The organism is Rhodoferax sp. OV413 (assembly GCF_945881795.1).
In the GTDB taxonomy this organism is placed as follows: Bacteria; Pseudomonadota; Gammaproteobacteria; order Burkholderiales; family Burkholderiaceae_C; genus Allorhodoferax.
In genome coordinates, this window is sequence record NZ_CAMCVG010000008.1 from 1 (window position 1) to 16,370 (window position 16,370).

General features: G+C 64.1%; 16 protein-coding genes. 2 read left to right on the forward strand and 14 right to left on the reverse strand.

Features of this window, described 5'->3' with window-relative positions:
* The 7 genes from Q0O05_RS02005 to Q0O05_RS02035 all read right to left on the reverse strand — a co-directional run.
* Positions 1 to 1,179 (reverse strand): sterol desaturase family protein (locus Q0O05_RS02005; RefSeq protein WP_293660192.1); only part of this gene is annotated, 1,179 nt, incomplete at its 3' end.
* An 88-nt stretch (positions 1,180 to 1,267) separates the two neighbouring features.
* Positions 1,268 to 1,918: a histidine phosphatase family protein gene (locus Q0O05_RS02010; RefSeq protein WP_293660194.1), complete on the reverse strand. Its 651-nt coding sequence runs from the start codon at positions 1,916 to 1,918 to the stop codon at positions 1,268 to 1,270.
* The gene (locus tag Q0O05_RS02015) at positions 1,919 to 2,551 is read right to left on the reverse strand and encodes a DUF4136 domain-containing protein (protein ID WP_293660195.1); all 633 of its coding nucleotides are present in this window, start codon (positions 2,549 to 2,551) and stop codon (positions 1,919 to 1,921) included.
* Between the two features lies 1 nt (position 2,552).
* Positions 2,553 to 3,560: a tRNA 2-thiocytidine(32) synthetase TtcA gene (gene ttcA, locus Q0O05_RS02020; protein ID WP_293660197.1), complete on the reverse strand. Its 1,008-nt coding sequence runs from the start codon at positions 3,558 to 3,560 to the stop codon at positions 2,553 to 2,555.
* Positions 3,561 to 3,600: 40 nt separating this feature from the next.
* Positions 3,601 to 3,972 (reverse strand): dihydroneopterin aldolase, encoded by a 372-nt coding sequence (locus tag Q0O05_RS02025; protein WP_293660199.1) that lies wholly within the window; start codon positions 3,970 to 3,972, stop codon positions 3,601 to 3,603.
* Between the two features lie 19 nt (positions 3,973 to 3,991).
* Positions 3,992 to 4,393, reverse strand: coding sequence for a dihydroneopterin aldolase (locus tag Q0O05_RS02030; protein WP_293660201.1), 402 nt, complete (start codon positions 4,391 to 4,393; stop codon positions 3,992 to 3,994).
* Positions 4,390 to 5,178, reverse strand: coding sequence for an SDR family oxidoreductase (locus Q0O05_RS02035; RefSeq protein WP_293660202.1), 789 nt, complete (start codon positions 5,176 to 5,178; stop codon positions 4,390 to 4,392). The genes Q0O05_RS02030 and Q0O05_RS02035 overlap by 4 nt, the downstream gene beginning before the upstream one ends.
* Positions 5,179 to 5,245: 67 nt before the next feature.
* Between Q0O05_RS02035 and Q0O05_RS02040 the strand changes: the two genes are divergently transcribed.
* Positions 5,246 to 6,385 (forward strand): SAM-dependent methyltransferase, encoded by a 1,140-nt coding sequence (locus tag Q0O05_RS02040; RefSeq protein WP_293660203.1) that lies wholly within the window; start codon positions 5,246 to 5,248, stop codon positions 6,383 to 6,385.
* Between the two features lie 110 nt (positions 6,386 to 6,495).
* Positions 6,496 to 7,491 carry an ROK family protein gene (locus tag Q0O05_RS02045; protein ID WP_293660204.1) on the forward strand — a complete coding sequence of 332 codons (996 nt, stop codon included), beginning with the start codon at positions 6,496 to 6,498 and terminating at the stop codon, positions 7,489 to 7,491.
* 23 nt (positions 7,492 to 7,514) lie between these two features.
* Here Q0O05_RS02045 and Q0O05_RS02050 read toward each other — a convergent pair whose 3' ends face one another.
* Genes Q0O05_RS02050 through Q0O05_RS02080 form a run of 7 tightly spaced genes read right to left on the reverse strand, consistent with a single transcriptional unit; the run spans position 7,515 to position 16,368 of the window.
* Positions 7,515 to 8,903 (reverse strand): vanadium-dependent haloperoxidase, encoded by a 1,389-nt coding sequence (locus Q0O05_RS02050; protein ID WP_293660205.1) that lies wholly within the window; start codon positions 8,901 to 8,903, stop codon positions 7,515 to 7,517.
* Positions 8,900 to 10,534, reverse strand: coding sequence for a CRTAC1 family protein (locus tag Q0O05_RS02055; RefSeq protein ID WP_293660206.1), 1,635 nt, complete (start codon positions 10,532 to 10,534; stop codon positions 8,900 to 8,902). Before Q0O05_RS02055 ends, Q0O05_RS02050 begins: the two co-directional genes overlap by 4 nt.
* A gap of 17 nt (positions 10,535 to 10,551) precedes the next feature.
* Complete coding sequence (locus Q0O05_RS02060; RefSeq protein WP_293660207.1) at positions 10,552 to 11,550, reverse strand: Gfo/Idh/MocA family oxidoreductase; 999 nt, start codon at positions 11,548 to 11,550, stop codon at positions 10,552 to 10,554.
* Positions 11,551 to 11,561: 11 nt separating this feature from the next.
* Positions 11,562 to 12,878, reverse strand: a complete 1,317-nt coding sequence (xylA, locus tag Q0O05_RS02065; protein WP_293660208.1) for a xylose isomerase — start codon at positions 12,876 to 12,878, stop codon at positions 11,562 to 11,564.
* 24 nt (positions 12,879 to 12,902) lie between these two features.
* Positions 12,903 to 14,363 carry a xylulokinase gene (gene xylB, locus Q0O05_RS02070; protein WP_293660209.1) on the reverse strand — a complete coding sequence of 487 codons (1,461 nt, stop codon included), beginning with the start codon at positions 14,361 to 14,363 and terminating at the stop codon, positions 12,903 to 12,905.
* An 8-nt stretch (positions 14,364 to 14,371) separates the two neighbouring features.
* Positions 14,372 to 15,523 (reverse strand): ROK family transcriptional regulator, encoded by a 1,152-nt coding sequence (locus Q0O05_RS02075; RefSeq protein ID WP_293660211.1) that lies wholly within the window; start codon positions 15,521 to 15,523, stop codon positions 14,372 to 14,374.
* 41 nt (positions 15,524 to 15,564) lie between these two features.
* Positions 15,565 to 16,368 carry an ATP-binding cassette domain-containing protein gene (locus Q0O05_RS02080; protein ID WP_293660244.1) on the reverse strand — a complete coding sequence of 268 codons (804 nt, stop codon included), beginning with the start codon at positions 16,366 to 16,368 and terminating at the stop codon, positions 15,565 to 15,567.
* Positions 16,369 to 16,370 lie beyond the last annotated feature (2 nt).

The following is a 16,370-nucleotide window of genomic DNA, read 5'->3' on the forward strand; positions in this document are numbered from 1 at the left end:
GGCAACTATGACCAGAGGCTTGGCCAGCAGATGGCCGGGCAGCAGATCTACCGCGCTCAGGCTGGCCCAGGCGGCGGCTTCTACCGCCAGCACCTCCAGCGCGTGCAGGCCCTGCTGCATGAAGCGGCCCAGGGCCCAGACCGCGGCAAACAGGCCTGTGGCATAGAGGGCAGCATCGGCAAAAGGCAGGCCGTCGGCCACCCACAAAAAGGCGGCCACCGCGCCCAGCAGGCCCAGAAACTGCACCGACGCGAACCAGCCTTGCGCGGCCGTGAGCGGCGGGTTGAAGGTACGCACCTGCTCCAGCCGGAAGGCGGGGTGGGGCTGCGCCGCCGCCAGATCGGCAGGCTGCCAGCCGGGCGGCATGAACCACACGCGTAGCTTGTCTACCCAGCGGCGCGTGGCCCAGCTCGCGCAGACCAGACTCCAGTACACCTGGGCATTGGCCCATACCGGGTCCCAGCTGTTGAGCGGGCTGCGGGTACCGTAAACGCAGGGCTCGTCCTCTTCGCGGAAGCTGCCGAACAGACGGTCCCACAGCATCAGGATGCCGCCGTAGTTCTTGTCGACGTAGGCGTCGTTCACTGCGTGGTGTACCCGGTGGTTGCTGGGCGAGCAAAACACCCGGTCAAACCAACCGAGTTTGCCCACCTGCTCGGTGTGTACCCAGAACTGGTAGAGCAGGTCAATCAGCGCCACGATGCCGAAAATCAGCGGCGGCACACCGGCCACGGCCATCGGCAGGTAAAAAATCCAGCCGAAAAACGCACCGCTGCTGGTTTGGCGCAGCGCGGTCGACAGGTTGTATTGCTGGCTCTGGTGGTGCACCACATGGGCCGCCCAGAACAACGCCACCTCGTGGCCAGCGCGGTGCAGCCAGTAGTAGCAAAAGTCGTAAAACACCAGCGCCAGCAGCACTCCGTACCAGGTGCTCCAGAACGCCAGGTCCGGCAGGAGCGCCACCGCATGAAATACGGCGGTGTAAATGCCGACAGTCAGCACCTTAGAGAGCACGCCCCCGACCTGGCTCAGGATACCCAGGTTGATGCTGCTGATGGCGTCATTCAGCCGGTAGGCCAGCGTGGCTGGCACCCGCGCGTTGGCGCGCCGGCTCCATGCGAACTCCAGCGCAATCAGCAGGAAGAAAACCGGCGTTGCAAAAACAATGATTTTGCTCATGCGCCAATTTTGCCGACCCAGAGCGCTTTACGCATCGGGGGAACCCTAGGGGCGCTGCCGTAAATGACAGGTCGGATGACAGGTCGGGTTACAGGTTGGATTCGTCGAGCGCCGCACCGTCGAGGTGCCGCACATCGCCCCAGCCCACCAGCGTGAGGGACTCGGGCGTCCACAGCAGGCGGTTAATCGCCGCATTGCCCAGGTGCCAGGTGCGGGGAGCGTGCAGCTCTTGCCGGGTGGCCAGCCGGTAGAGCATGTCCATCACGCCGCCGTGGGCTACCAGAACGATGTGTTCGCCGGCATGGCGCGCCGCAATGTCATTCACCGTGGCCGACACCCGCGCGAGCAGCTCGGTCGGGGTTTCGCCGCCGGGCGGGGCGAAGTGCGGGTCGCGCTGCTTCCAGCGCATGGACTGATCGGGCCACTTCTGGGCGATATCGGCCCATGTCTCGCCTTCAAAGCTGCCGAAGCCCCGCTCGCGGAGGCCCTGGTGCAGCGCCACTTCGCGGGCGGTGATGTTGCGGGCGTGTCGGGCAATGGCCTGTGCGGTGCTTTGGGCGCGCTGCAGGTCGCTGCTGTAAATGCGGTCGATGGATTCTCCGGCCAGCGCCGCGCCCACGCGCTCGGCCTGCCATTGGCCTTGAGCATTAAGGCCGATATCGAGCTGGCCCTGAATGCGGGTGTCCACGTTCCAGGCGGTTTCGCCGTGGCGCACTGCGATGATGCGGGTGACGCTCATTCAGCGTGGTCCGGCGCCGCGGGCGGGCAGTTCGACCCGGACGGTGCGGCTGGCGGTTTGCGGGTAGTCCTTGAGCGCGGCCTCCAGCATGGGGGGCAGCAGGTTGGCCGTGTCGCTCCAGGGGCCGTCAAATACGGCGGTCGTTTCAAACGCCAGTTGACCATTGGTGCTGTCGCGCAGGGTCAGCTGCAGCCGGTGGCGGAACCAGGGCACTTCCATGTCTGTCATGCGGGGCCAGACTTCCATCAACATCCCGTTGTTGCCCATCACAAAGCGCGGGCTCTGAGGGCGGTAGTACGGGTTGCGGATGTTGTCTACCGAAAAACCCACAATCACCAGATAGCGCCCGCCGGCGTCCCTGCGCAGCAGGCCGGCACGCTCAAGCGCCTCCTGGGCCATGGACTCCAGGGCCTCCTGTTGCTGGTTGTTGCGCTCTTGCGAGGGCAGTCGTTCAAACCGGAAGTCCGTTCCAGCTACCGGTGCGCTGGCACCCGCAAAGCTCTGCACCTCGCTGTCAATCATGCGCGGCAGGGCGCACCCCCCCAGGCTCAACATTCCCAGGATGAGGCCCAAGGCCACCAGCACGCGCCCGGTTTGCGAGGCCATGCGGCAGGGGCTCAGCGATTTCATCATTTCAAAGGCTCACCACGTTGACGCCAGCCAGACCTGCCAGTGCGCCAAGGCCCGCCACTGCGGAAGAGGGCAGGTCGTCCGCATCAAACGCCTTGTCACCCTCGTCATCGGCAATACCGGTGGGGCGGATGTTTTTGAAGTCATGGCGCTTGTGGTCCATCAGGTGCGAGGGCACCACGTTTTGCAATGCGGTGAACATGGTCTCGGCGCGGCCGGGGTATTGTTTCTCCCAGTCCCGCAGCATGTTGCCGATTTGCACGCGCTGCAGGTTGGTCTGGCTCCCGCACAGTGTGCAGGGAATGATGGGGAACTGACGGTGCGCTGCCCAACGGATCAGGTCTTTCTCGGCCACATAAGCCAGCGGTCGGATGACTACAAACTCGCCATTGTCGCTGGTGAGCTTCGGTGGCATGCCCTTGAGCTTGCCGCCAAAAAACATGTTCAGAAAAAAGGTCTGCAGCATGTCATCGCGGTGGTGGCCCAGCGCGAGCTTGTTGCACTTGAGCCGCCGCGCCACGCTGTACAAAATGCCCCGCCGCAGCCGGCTGCACAGGCTGCACATGGTCTTGCCTTCGGGGATGTTGCGCTTGACGATGGAGTAGGTGTCCTGCGTCTCGATATGGAACTCCACACCCAGCTTGGCTAAGTATTCGGGCAGGATGTGGTCGGGAAAACCGGGCTGCTTCTGGTCAAGGTTGACGGCCACAATCTCAAAGCGGATCGGCGCGCGCTGCTGCATCTTGAGCAGGATGTCGAGCATGCCGTAGCTGTCTTTTCCGCCCGACATGCAGACCATCACCCGGTCGCCCTCTTCAATCATGTTGAAGTCCACAATTGCCTGCCCCATCTGGCGGCACAGGCGCTTCTCGAGCTTGTGGGCTTCGCGCTCAATCTTGATGCCTTTTTGGCGTTTCGCCTCAGCGTCCGCCACGGTGGTGTCGGTGCTTGCCGGGTCGTCGGTCCATGCCTCGGTGGCGGGGGCTTCTTCTTCAATCCATGTGGCGCTCATGCACTTCTCCTTGTTGCGTTGCTGACGGCTCGGGGGTGGCTTACCACTGCCCCGTCTCCATGCGGATGGCAACTTCACAGTCTTCAAAAATTTCGAGCTTGGCGATCTTGACCCGCACGCCCAGCACGCCGGGCAGCTGCATCAGCCGGTGGGCCAGTTTGCCGATGAGCGTCTCCAACAGGTTCACATGCTCGGCGGTGCATTCGCTGATGATGATCTGGCGCACCTTGCGGTAGTCGAGCACGTGGTTGATGTCGTCATCGCTGGGAAGCAAAGGCTGGGTGCCCAGGCTCAGCTCTGCATCTACCTGAATCGGTTGGGGCGCTTTTTTCTCTGACTCCAGAATGCCGAGGCTGGCATCGAAGCGCAGGCCGGTGAGCGTGAGGGTCTGGTAGCCTGTGGTGGCTTTCATGCTGTCCTCTGTGGAGTCTTTAAGCATTGACGCCTTTCATGCGGAATACCTCAACGCCCACGCCCGCGCAGTCGGGGTACACATCGGGCTTCTGTGTGGACAGGCGCACCGCGCGCACCTGCGGGTGCGCCAGCAGTTGCTCGATGAGCTCGTCGCACAATGTTTCTTGCAGCTCCACATGGCCGCGGGCAATGCGCCGGGCAATCAGCTCGCGCACGAAGTCGTAGTCCACCACCTCCGACAGGCTGTCGGCCTGCGGCGTGGTGCTGGCCAAAGGCACAAACAGTTCCACATTGAAGATGAGCCGCTGGGTGACGCCCTTCTCGAAGTCGTGGGCGCCGATGCGCACCTGCACCACATGGTCGCGCAGAAAAAGGCGGCGGCATTCGAGTGCCAGAAGGTTGAAGGGGTCTGTGGTCATGAGGGGGCTCTCATAGCGGCGGCGTCCACCGCAAACATCACATCGCGTGCCAAGGGCACCAGATGCTGGCCGTTATCCACGCACAGCGTGCTGCCGGTGATGCAGGGGTTCTCGGCCAGAAACAGGCAGGTGGCGGCCACCTGTGCGGGGTCTATGGCGCGCTGCAGGAGGTTCACCCGCGCGGCCTTGTCAAAGTTTTCCTGCGTTTGCGGACCGCTCAGGAACATCAGGCCCGGCGCCACACCACACACCCGCACCCTAGGTGCCAGCGCCTGCGCTTGCAGGGCCACTGCGCGCTCGAGCGCCAGCTTGCTGACGGTGTAGGAGAAGTAGTCGGGGTTGAGGTTGAAGACCTTCTGGTCCAGTATGTGGATGATGCTGTGCTCGCCGGGCAGCGCGTCTGCGCCCAGGCTGTTGGCCATCCAGCGCGAGAGTGAGAGCGGCGCCAACAGGTTGACTTCGAGTTGCTGGCGTGCGCCTTCGGTGTCGATGGCGGTGCCGCTGTCGGGCTCGAAGCTGGAGGCGTTGTTGACCAGGCAGTGCAGTGGGCCCGACTTGGCCGTGATTTCGGCAATCACATCGCGCCGGCTGATTTCGTCGGAGAGGTTGGCGTGAATCGCGTGGGCTTCATGGCCCTGCGCACGAAGCGTGGCGCACAGGGCCTGCGCCGCATCCGCGCTGCGCCCATAGTGACACCACACCTCCCAACCCGCTGCCGCAAAGCGGGCGCAAAGGAGCGCACCCAATCGATGGGCACCGCCGGTCACGAGTACGCGCTTCAACACAAATGCATCCTGAGAGGGGAGGGGTGTGGGGGAAAGATAATCCTTGGCTAGACGCACCACGAGACCCATGTCCATGCACACGACGCAAAGCGTTCCAGCCCAACTAAACCCAATTATCGCGGATGCCATTGCGCAGGCCGACGGCTGGCTGGGCTTTGACGCCTTTATGCGCCTGGCCTTGTACGAACCCGGGCTGGGTTACTACGCCAACGGCTCCACCAAATTCGGGCAGATGCCGCAGGGGCTGATGGATGCGGCCGGGCAGCTGCAGGGGCAGGGAAGCGATTTTGTGACCGCGCCCGAGATGAGCCCCCTGTTCGGGCAGGCGTTGGCTCGGCAGGTGGCGCAGGTGCTGGACGCCACTGGCACCGGCGAGGTGATTGAGTTTGGCGCCGGCACCGGCGCGCTGGCCCTGCAGGTGCTGGATGCGCTCCACGCGCTGGGGCAGCCCTTGCGCAGCTACACGATTGTGGACGTGTCGGATTCTCTGAAAGACCGGCAGCGCGAGCGGCTGGCGGCCTATGGCGAGCGCGTGCGCTGGGTGGCGGAGCTTCCCGTCCAGATGCGCGGCGTGGTGCTGGGCAACGAGGTACTCGACGCCATGCCGGTGCAGCTGTTGGCGCGGGTGGGCGGGGTATGGCATGAGCGGGGTGTGGCGTGGGAGGCTGGCCGTTTGGTGTGGGCCGATCGCCCGACCAGCCTACGCCCGCCGGTGGAGCTGGAAGGCGGGCACGATTACCTGACCGAGATCCACCCGCAGGGTGAGGCTTTCATCCGCACGCTGTCAGACCGCTTGGAGGCCGGTGCGGCGTTCTTTCTGGACTATGGCTTTCCCGAACATGAGTACTACCACCCGCAGCGCCACATGGGCACCGTAATGTGCCACCAGGCCCACCGCGCAGACGCCGATCCCTTGAGTGACGTGGGCTTGAAAGACATCACCGCCCATGTGAACTTCACCGGCATTGCTGTGGCCGCGCAAGAGGCTGGTCTGGATGTGCTGGGCTACACCAACCAGGCGCATTTCCTGATGAACTGCGGCCTGGTCGAGGCCATGCAAACCCAGCCGCTGCCGGAGCGGGTGGCGGCGCAAAAACTGCTGATGGAGCACGAAATGGGTGAGCTCTTCAAAGTCATCGCGCTGGGGCGGGGGGTGGATGTGCCGCTCATGGGGTTTGTGCGGGGCGACCGCACCCACCGGTTGTGACTGCGGTGTCCGATCCTCTGTCGTCTCCGGTCTCTTGCGTAACAGGCTGGTAACGCCGCGGCGCTGCCCGCCGCTACCATTGGCCCCTTGAACTCCACTGAATTCTCGTTATGACGTCTGCAACCAGCGCCCCTGCCGTACAACTTCCGCCCTCCATGGCGACCGTGGCGTGCGTGGACATCGGCGGCACCAAGGTGGCCGTCAGCATTGCGGATGCCCGTGGCGTGCGTGGCAAGGTGGCCGAGCCCACCGCCAAAGAAGGTGACAACACGGCCCTGGCGCGGCAAATCATCCGCATGGTCGGCCAAAGCTGCGATGCCGCCGGCGTGCCGCTGGCGCAGGTGGCCTCGGTGGGCGTGGCGTCCTGCGGGCCATTTGTGATGCGCGAGGGCCTGATCGAGCTGTCCTCGCCCAACATCTGCGGCGGCATGGCCGGGCGCGGGCGCGGCCTGCCCAATGACTGGACGACCGCCCTGCTCGAAGCGCCCCTGCGCGCCGCCTTTGCCAATGTGCGCGTCGAAAACGACGGCGTGAGCGCGCTGGAGGCGGAGCGCCGCTGGGGTGCGCTGCAGGGTGTGCGCAACTGCGCCTACGTGACCTGGAGCACTGGCATCGGTATGGGGCTGTGCGTGGACGGGCACATTTTGCGCGGCAAGAACGGCAACGCCGGCCATGCGGGCCACACCTTTGTGAGCGATAACGACGCCGCCTTGTGCGGCTGCGGCAACATCGGCGACGTAGAGGCGCTGGTGGCGGGCAACGCCATCCCGCGCCGCTTCGGTGCGGACGGTTTTGCCGACGCTGCTATGCTTTTTGAAGCAGCTCACGCAGGCAGCGTGAGCGCAAACGCCATTATTGATGACCTTTGCAGGGTCATGGGTCGGGCGTTGTACAACATGGTGGTTACGCTGGATTTAGAGCGCATCAGCCTGGGCGGCAGCGTGTTCTGGCACCACCGTGACTTCTTGTTGCCCAAGATCCGCTCGCACGTGGAGGGCAAACTTTCCGCCCTGACCGCCGGCGTGGAACTGGTGCCCGCCGGTCTGGGTGAGCGGGTGGGCGACTACGCGGCTCTCGCGCTGGTGGTGGGAGAAACCCCGCGCTAAGCGTGGTCCGTTGAACCCGCGCCTCAGGGCTTGAACTTCAGCGCCAGCACCTTGTTGGCCACGCACAGGCCCTGCGGTTTGCCGCCCTCGGACGAGAATCGGTAGTGGATGCCGCCGTACACGCGTGACATGGCGGCCTCGTCGGCTGCCGCTTGAAAGCTCTTAAAAGTGCGAGGGCCCCAGCCGCGGTCGTTGTGGGTGTTGTCCACAAACTCGGTATTCGCACCAAACACCCGGCTGAGCACCGCCTGCGCCGAGCTCGATTGCACCGCATGGCCCGAAGGGTAGTCGGGGAACGGTGGGGTGGGCAGCAGGGTAGGCGCCCAGTTGCTGTCGATCACCAGCTGGACGTAGGTCACCGGGCGGATCACGCTGAGCGAATACTTGGTGGCCCAGGCCGCCACAAACGCGTCCGACATGGCGACATTGAGCCGCGCAAAGGTTTCGGCTGCGGTACCCAGGTCGGCCTTTCGGGCCCTCAGCAGGTCGTTGGCGATGTAGGCCCAGTGGCCGGCCGGCGTGGGTGTCTTTCCGGCATCGTCCGCCCAGTACAGGGCAAACTGGCGCTGTTCCTGGGTGGCTGCTTTAGCGATCTGGTACACCTCCAAGCCGTCCTTGTAAAAGCCGGATCCCGGATCTTCCGAGTAGGGCGGCGGCGGTGGCGCGGGGCAGTCGGCCGCGGACTTCAGCACGATGGGGCGGTTCTGGCCCCAGTACGGCAGCAGCGGCGCGGCAAAGGCGGGTGGCGTCGCCGTCCATTTGCCCGTTCCGCTGGGCGGAACATAAATAGCGCGTGAGCGGCGCAACGGCCCCCAGGCTTCGTGCCCGCCATCGGTACGGGCCCAGGTCATGATGGCCATCGCCATCAGCTTGCCGAAGGTTTCCGACCGGTTGGAGATGTCGGCGGTGATGCTGTTGGGATCAAAGTCCTGCGTGTACTTGAGCGGCAGGCTGCGCTCGAGCAGGTCAATGCGGGCCTTGTTGTCGGCACTGGCGGTGGGAAACATCATGCGCACCATGGTCGCCATCGACGCATTGGCCACGGTGGGCCAGTGCAGCGGCTCGTCAGGCTGTGCCCACGGCAGGGAGCTCAGGTCGTTGAGCTGGCCAGCCAAGCTCTGGTAGCCGGGCATGCCGGGCACCACCGACTCATACAGGCTCAACGAAATGTACGCCATGGCGCGCGCCGCCACCGGCGGGCTGAACCCCGGCGTCTGCTGGATCAGCTGCAAGGTCAGCGCGTACCAGTCGTACACCACACCGGAGCTGTAACCCGACGCCGGCTGGGCTGCCACCACGCCTTCAGGCTGGGCTGTGGCAGGCAGAGGCGCCGCTGCCATACAAGCAGCTGCGATCAGGGTCATCAGGCCGCGGAACCAACACGGCGTACACGAAAAAAAATGGGTGCTCATGGTGCCTTCCAAGGACTGGTGCCAGCCTCTTTGTTGACGGTGTAAAAGTTGTTGGCCGCAACCGTCTGCCACTCGCCCCATCCGCTGTGCGGCCAATGCACACGCAGTCTTACTTCGGTGGCCTGGCCCAGGCCGAAGTGCATCCATCCCAGCTGCCCGCTGGCATGGCCGCCGCCGATGGTGAGCTCTTCGCGGATGATCTTGCCCCCCAGGTCCACCTCTACCCAGGCGCCTATGGCGTCACGGTTGCCGCCGGCCTGCTGCAGGCGCAGCTGCAGCCAGCGGCCCATGGGGGCGGGCCTGGCCGCGGTGCCGGAGCCCACATGGCGCCAGAGCTGGGCCTTGTCCCAGCGGTTGACGACGATCATGTCGAGCAGGCCGTCGCCGTTGAGGTCGGCCATCATGCCGCCGCGGCCCCGCTTGTAGCTGGCCACATTGGCGAGCTGGCCGGCCTCAAAAAAACGGCCGTCGGTTTGTTGCAGCAGCAGGTTGTTGGGGTCCAGCGTTGCAAAGTCTGGCATGGTGGAGACATTGCCTTTGACGATAAAGAGGTCCGCCATCCCGTCGTTGTTGGCGTCGGCAAACTGAGCATGCCAAGCGGTAGAGGGGTGGATATCGCCGCCCACATAGGGCCGATGCGCGGTGATACCGCGTTTGTAGGCTTGGTCGATGAAGCTGGGGCGCGCAGCACCGCTTTCGAGCTTCTGGAACTTGTTGTCCGCCATGCTGGTGAGGAACACATCGGGGTAGCCGTCGCCGTCCACATCGTGGCTGGCAATACCCATGCCCCAGATTTGCAGGCGCTTCCAGCCTTCTTCGGTGGTGTACTGCCGGGCCGCCTCACCCGGGGGCACCTTCCAGAGCTGCTCCTGGCCGCCCTGGTAGTACTCGCGGTCGTTGCTTACGCGCAGCGAGGCCTGGCCACTGCGGTTCCAGTCCGAAAACAGCATGGACAGCGCGCAGTAGCTCGGTTTGAGCAACTCGGGCGCTGCGTATTTTTTGCCCGATGCGTCAGGCCGCAAGAGCCAGGCCGGGGTGCAGGTACCCCATGGAAAGTCCGGGCGGCTGCGGTCGTAGTAGGTGCCAAAGGCCAGGGTGGGCATGGTCTGGCCCTTCTCCCAGGTGGCCGAGAACGCGGTGTGCCAGTCGTTGTTGTTGGGAATATTCCAGAGGCTGTTTGCCCGCTCGAACTTGCAGCCGCCCAGCCCCCTGAACACCTCAATCTCGCCCACCCTAAGCACCACCAAGTCAGCATGGCTGTCGCCATCAATATCAATGGGGTAGGCGCCGGTTGCCAGCGTCAGCTCCAGCCCGGAGCGCTCCTCTTGCAGCTTGAGTGGGCCGCCGCGGGTGCTCTTGTTGCGGTAAAACTTGGCCTTGTTCTGCCCGCCGGTGACGTACAACTCGGGCAGACCATCGTTGTCGCAGTCAAACACGGCCACGCCGCCGCCGACCATGAACTCGTCCTGCCCCTCAAAGCGGCTCTGCAGCCCGGCGGTGTCGGTTTCTTCCGAAAAACGGGGAACGGGCGGCGTAGGCGCAAGCCGCGCGCTTGGCGCATCCGCTGCATGGAGGGCTTGCACCACCGGTAGCGCGAGGCCGGCAATGAGCGCCCAGGGAACAACTTTCATCTGCAACTCCAAGTTCCTTAAATGGTGACCCAGGCCCCGGTTTTCTCGGACTCAAACAGGGCGTCAATCACCCGCATATTGCGGATGGCGTCCTCCACACCATAAGGCAGGCTGATCTCGCCGCGCACCACGCGCGAAAACACATCGCCCTGCAGGGTGTACTGGTTGCAGGCCCCAATGGTCTCTGTGGTGGTGGACTGGCCGTCAAGGTGCGAGCCATCGTCGCTGTATACCTCGCAAGACCCGCCCAGCGGAGCGTTGAAAGGGATCTGGATTTCGATGCGCTTCTTGGTGCCGCACACCTGCACCCGCTGGTAGGGCACGGATTGGGTGGACACGGTGAAGTCCAACCGGCGGCCCTCGCCAAAGTCCACCAGCGCGCTGACCATGCGGTCGGTCTTGAAATCGGGGTCGCGGTCCACCAGCGCAATCACCCGCTTGGGCTCTGCGCCAAACAAAAAACGGCCGGTCACGATGGGGTAGCAGCCGATGTCATACAGCGCACCGCCGCCCATGTCGGCCTGGTTGCGGATGTTGTCCGGGTCGCGGTTGAAGTAAGAAAAATACGTCTGCACCGCACGCAGGTCGCCCAGTTCGCCGCGCTGCACTCGCTCGCGCACCGCAATCCACTGCGGGTGAAACCTCACCATAAAGGCTTCCATGATGTGCACCTGGCCGGCGACTTCGCGCAACTCTGCGGCCTGTGTGGCGGTCAGCGCCACCGGCTTTTCGCACAGCACATGCTTGCCGGCGCGGGCCGCAGCCAGGGTGAGTGGCACATGCTGGTCGTTGGGCAGTGGGTTGTAGATGGCCTCGATCTCGGGGTCGGCGAGCAGCGCTTCGTAGCTGCCATAGGCTTTGGGAATGCCCAGCTTGTCGGCCCAGGCGCGGCCTTTTTCGAGGTTGCGTGAGGCGATCGCCCGAATCTCACAGTGCTCGCCTTTTTGCATGGCGGGGATGACTTTTTCCCAGCCGATCTTGGCGGTGCTGAGCACGCCCCAAACAACTTTTTTCATAGGTACCTTGCTCAGATGAAGGAGTTCAACAAGTTCTCGAGGTGTTCCTGGCGGCCCGATACCGGCTTGATGTCGGTGTTACGCGCCAGCACGTGTTGGGCCACCTCATCGAGCGACAGCCTGCCGCCCAGTACCTCTTTGCCAAAGCCGCTGTTCCAGCCGGCATAGCGGTCTTCGGTGTGTTTGGCAAAGCGGCCGTCTTGGATCATGGCTTCTGCAATCAGGAGCGCGCGGGCTGTCACGTCCATGCCGCCAATGTGGCCGTAAAACATGTCTTCGGGGTCGATGGACTGGCGTCGCACTTTGCTGTCGAAGTTGACGCCACCGGTGGTGAAGCCGCCACCCTTGACGATGAGGTACATGGCCAGGGCGGTCTCGGGAATGCTGTTGGGGAACTGGTCGGTGTCCCACTGGCACTGCATGTCGCCACGGTTCATGTCAATGGAGCCGAAGATGCCCAAATCCACGGCGCTGGCGATTTCGTGCTCGAAACTGTGGCCGGCCAAGGTGGCGTGGTTGGCCTCGATGTTGACCTTGATTTCCTTGTCCAGGCCGTGCTTAAGCAGGAAGCCGTGCACGGTGGCTACATCAAAGTCGTACTGGTGCTTGGAGGGCTCGCGCGGCTTGGGCTCGAGCAGGATGGTGCCTTGGAAGCCGATCTTGTGTTTGTGGTCCACTACCATGTGCAGGAAGCGACCCATCTGGTCGAGCTCGTGGCCCATTTTGGTGTTGAGCAGGGTCTCGTAGCCTTCGCGGCCACCCCACAGCACGTAGTTGGCGCCGCCGAGTTGGAGGGTGGCGTCCATGGCTTCTTTGACCTGCAGGGCGCCCATCGCAAAAATTTCGGGATCGGGGTTGGTTGCTGCGCCACCCATGTAGCGGCGGTGGTTGAACAGGTTGGCGGTTCCCCACAGCAGCTTCATGCCGGTCTCTTGTTGCTTGGCGGCCAGATAGTCCACCATCGCGTGCAGGTTGGACACACTCTCGCGCGGGGTGGCGCCTTCGGGGGCGACGTCGCGGTCGTGAAAGCAATAAAAAGGCGCGCCCAATTTGCTGAAAAACTCAAACGCCACATCGGCCTTGGCCTTGGCTGCCGCCATCGGGTCGGCAATGCGCTGCCAGGGGCGCTCGAAGGTGCCGTCGTAGCCGAAGGGGTCAAACCCGTTCCAGCAGAAGCTGTGCCAGTAGCAGACCGCAAAGCGCAGATGGTCCTCCATGCGCTTGCCCAGCACCAGCCGGTCTTTGTCGTACCACTTGAAGGCCAGCGGGTTCTGGGACTGGGGCCCCTCAAAGGCAATGGGCGCGATGGCGTGAAAGTAGATGCTCATGGGTCAAATCCTCGGGTTGGTCAATCAGTGAATGTTTTTCAGGGCGTGGTACAGGGCGCGGAAGCGGGCGTAGCGCGGGGCGAGCAGGGCCTGCTCTGCGGGGTCGGGTCGGTACAGGGCGTGGGTGGCGGGGGGGATGCACACCTGCGCCTCAGTGCCCCCGGTGGCCAGCCACGCCAAGCGCGCAGCACCCAGCGCGCCGCCGGCCGTGGACTCGGCATGCGTCACGATTTCAATGCCCAGCGAAGACGCCAGCTGCTGCGCCCAGAAGGCACTGCGCGCGCCGCCGCCCACCAGCGACAGGCGCTGAATGGTGCAGCCCGCCTCATGGAGCGCTTTCAGCCCGTCGGTCAGGCCGAAGCTCACGCCTTCGATGACGGCATAGGCCAGCGCGGCCGGGTCGGTGCTGCCGCTCAGGCCGTGAAAGCTGCCGCGAATGTGGGCGTCGTTGTGGGGCGTGCGCTCGCCGCTCAGGTAGGGCAGGAACAGCGGCGCCTGTGCTTGTTGCGTGCGGCTCAGGCTGCTGGCCAATGCTTCGAGCGCGCCGGCAGACGCCAGGCCCAAGGCGCCAGCCGCCCACTGCAGGCAGCTCGCGGCAGACAGCATCACGCTCATCTGATGCCAGCGTCCCGGTATGGCGTGGCAGAAGGCGTGGGTAGCGCTGGCCGCGTTGGGCTGGTAACTGGGCGTCACCACAAACAGAACGCCGCTGGTGCCTAAGGACAAAAAACCTTGCCCGGCCTCTACCGAGCCCATGCCGATAGCGCTGGCCGCGTTGTCGCCCCCGCCGCCTGCCACCACGATGCCGGGGCGCAATCCCAAAACCGCTGCAGCACCCGCGCTCAACAGCCCACCCTCGGCGCTGCCTTCAATCAGGCGCGGCATGTGCGATTCGTTCAGTCCGGTCAAAGCAAGCAGTTCGGGAGACCAGGCGCGGCGCGCCACATCGAGCCACATGGTGCCGCTCGCATCGGACAGGTCGGTCACGCATTCGCCGGTCAGCATCAGGCGCACATAGTCTTTGGGCAGGAGCACCTTGTAAACCTTGGCAAACACATCCGGCTCGTGGGTGGCCAGCCAGCGCAGCTTGGGCGCGGTAAAGCCGGGCATGGCCAGGCTGCCGGCGAGATGGGGCAGGGCGGGCAGCGCGTCCATCATCTCGGTGCACTCCGCGGCGCTGCGCACGTCGTTCCACAACATCGCGGGCCGCAACACGGCGAGGTCTTTGTCGAGCAGCACCGCACCGTGCATTTGGCCCGAGAGGCCGATGGCCGATACCTCAGCAAAGGCTTCGGGGTGGCGCGCGCGCAAGGTTGCCAGGGCCGCTTGCGTGCCGGCCCACCAGCTGGAGGGCGCTTGCTCGCTATGACCCGGGGCGGGGAGGGAGACTTCCAGCGGGCTGCCCGCCACACCAACGACCTCATGCGCGTCGTTGAGCAAGAGCGCCTTTACTTCGGAGGTGCCGATATCAATGCCTAAGAACATGGGTGCTTTCAGGGGTTGGCCGGCGCGTTTGCGCCGGAGTCAATGCTCGCGCCCAGGAGCATGGGGCGAAGGAAGCGGTGCAGCACCAGGGCGGCCGCGCCCACCGCGGCGGCCTGCAAGCCGTAGCGCGCCGGGCGTACCTGCGGTGCCGGCAGGCCCGCACCCTTTGCATAGGCCACGAGCGTCTGGCGCGCAGTTTCTACGAGCGAGGGGTTATTCACACACGACCGTCCGCCCAGCACCAGCACGCGGGGGTTGAACATGGCGTCCAGGTTTTGGATGAGCACGCCCAAGTACTGCCCGGCAGCCTGCATATCGGCCTTCCTGCGCAAAAAGCGTGACCCGATGAAGGTCTCAGCACAGCCCTTTCGCCCGCAGGAGCACAGCGGTCCGTTGATTTGCAAAATCGTATGACCGATTTCGCCAGCCGTGCCGACCGAGCCGGTGAACAGCCGGTCGTTGAGCACAATGCCGGCCCCTACGCCCACATCGCAGTTGATGAAGATGAGCGGGTCCTCTCCGTCTTTGGAGCCGAACTCGTATTCGCTCAGGGCGGCGGCATCGGCGTCGTTTTGCAAGTGGATCTGCGTAGCCGGAACGCCCGCTACCCGGAAGGCTTCTGCAATCAGGGGCAAGAAAGCAACGTCGCGCCATTCCAAATTAGGGGCCAGACGCACGAGGCCGGTGTCGTCATTGATGGCGCCGGGCAGGCACACGCCCACGCCAGATAGCAGCAGTCCTTGGGTCTCCAATTGCCCGCACAGCTTTTGCACCATGCCGGCCACCTGGGTGCATACACGCTGCGGCTGCCGGTCTATCAGCGGTGCCTCGGTCTGGGACAAGATATTGCCCTGAATCGTCACGCACACCAGGCGCAGGCATTCCACCGCAACTTCAATACCAATGAGCACGCGCGTGCTGCTGTCGACATGCAGCGGCGTCGAAGGCCGGCCCATTCCCTCGGCGGCCACGGTCGAGTCCGCCTCCACCAGCCAGCGTTCGTCGATGAGCTCCCGCACCAGGCCGCTCACGGTGGATTTGGTCAGCCCGCTCATGCTGGCCAACCGGGCACGCGAGAGCCCGGGGCTGACCAGCATTAAGCGCAGCAGGACGCTGCGGTTGATGCGCTTGAGTAGCTGCAAATCGCCCGTCGTTTTCATGGCATCCGCCGTTGAGGTAAGGGGACCAAGAGGGGCGCGAATCAGCGCGGGCTGCGCGCGGTCTCGGGCTTTCCGTCGGGTTTTTTGCCCAGAATAATCATGCCCAGCACCTCATCTTCGGTGACGTCACCGGTGCGGTAGGTGCCAACTACCTTGCCGTTTTTCATCACCGCCAGCCGGTCGCTCAGTGCAAACACATCGTGCATATCGTGGCTGATCAGGAAGATGCCTACGCCTTCGGCCTTGAGTTGCTCAATGAGCTTGGCCACCATCGCGGTTTCCTCGGGGCCGAGCGCCGCGGTGGGCTCGTCCATGATGAGAATCTGGGCATTGAAATAAATGGCGCGCGAAATCGCCACTACCTGCCGCTGTCCGCCCGAGAGGCGTCGAACGGGGGTGTGGTAGTTCTTGAAGTTCTTGTTCAGGCGCTGAAACACCTTGCGCGCGTCCGCATCCATGCGGTGGTCGTCCAGCGTTTTCCAGGCGGTGAGCAGCTCGCGCCCGAGAAACAGGTTGGCCACCGAATCCAGGTTATCGGCCAAAGCCAGGGTCTGGTAAATCGACTCGATGCCCGCGGCTTGCGCGTCTGCCGGGGTGCGGATGTTGGCCTTGGCTCCGTTGATGATGACCTCTCCGCTGTCAATCGGGTAGGCGCCCGCGAGCATTTTCATCAGGGTGGATTTGCCGGCCCCGTTATGGCCCAGCACTGCAACCACTTCGCCCGGATAGAGGTTGATGCTGACGTTTTCTACGGCATGCACGCCACCAAAAGACTTGTTGATATTGCGCATTTCCACCAGGCATTTGCTGGGGTCCAGCGCGGATTTGCTTTTCGGGGCTTCCATGT

Coding starts and splice junctions, on each gene's coding strand:
- Q0O05_RS02030 (WP_293660201.1), bottom strand. CDS start 4,393: ATGACCACAGACCCCTTCAACCTTCTGGCACTCGAATGCCGCCGCCTT.
- Q0O05_RS02025 (WP_293660199.1), bottom strand. CDS start 3,972: ATGAAAGCCACCACAGGCTACCAGACCCTCACGCTCACCGGCCTGCGC.
- Q0O05_RS02040 (WP_293660203.1), top strand. CDS start 5,246: ATGTCCATGCACACGACGCAAAGCGTTCCAGCCCAACTAAACCCAATT.
- Q0O05_RS02050 (WP_293660205.1), bottom strand. CDS start 8,903: ATGAGCACCCATTTTTTTTCGTGTACGCCGTGTTGGTTCCGCGGCCTG.
- ttcA (WP_293660197.1), bottom strand. CDS start 3,560: ATGAGCGCCACATGGATTGAAGAAGAAGCCCCCGCCACCGAGGCATGG.
- Q0O05_RS02060 (WP_293660207.1), bottom strand. CDS start 11,550: ATGAAAAAAGTTGTTTGGGGCGTGCTCAGCACCGCCAAGATCGGCTGG.
- Q0O05_RS02075 (WP_293660211.1), bottom strand. CDS start 15,523: ATGAAAACGACGGGCGATTTGCAGCTACTCAAGCGCATCAACCGCAGC.
- Q0O05_RS02045 (WP_293660204.1), top strand. CDS start 6,496: ATGACGTCTGCAACCAGCGCCCCTGCCGTACAACTTCCGCCCTCCATG.
- Q0O05_RS02015 (WP_293660195.1), bottom strand. CDS start 2,551: ATGATGAAATCGCTGAGCCCCTGCCGCATGGCCTCGCAAACCGGGCGC.
- xylB (WP_293660209.1), bottom strand. CDS start 14,363: ATGTTCTTAGGCATTGATATCGGCACCTCCGAAGTAAAGGCGCTCTTG.
- xylA (WP_293660208.1), bottom strand. CDS start 12,878: ATGAGCATCTACTTTCACGCCATCGCGCCCATTGCCTTTGAGGGGCCC.
- Q0O05_RS02010 (WP_293660194.1), bottom strand. CDS start 1,918: ATGAGCGTCACCCGCATCATCGCAGTGCGCCACGGCGAAACCGCCTGG.
- Q0O05_RS02055 (WP_293660206.1), bottom strand. CDS start 10,534: ATGAAAGTTGTTCCCTGGGCGCTCATTGCCGGCCTCGCGCTACCGGTG.
- Q0O05_RS02080 (WP_293660244.1), bottom strand. CDS start 16,368: ATGGAAGCCCCGAAAAGCAAATCCGCGCTGGACCCCAGCAAATGCCTG.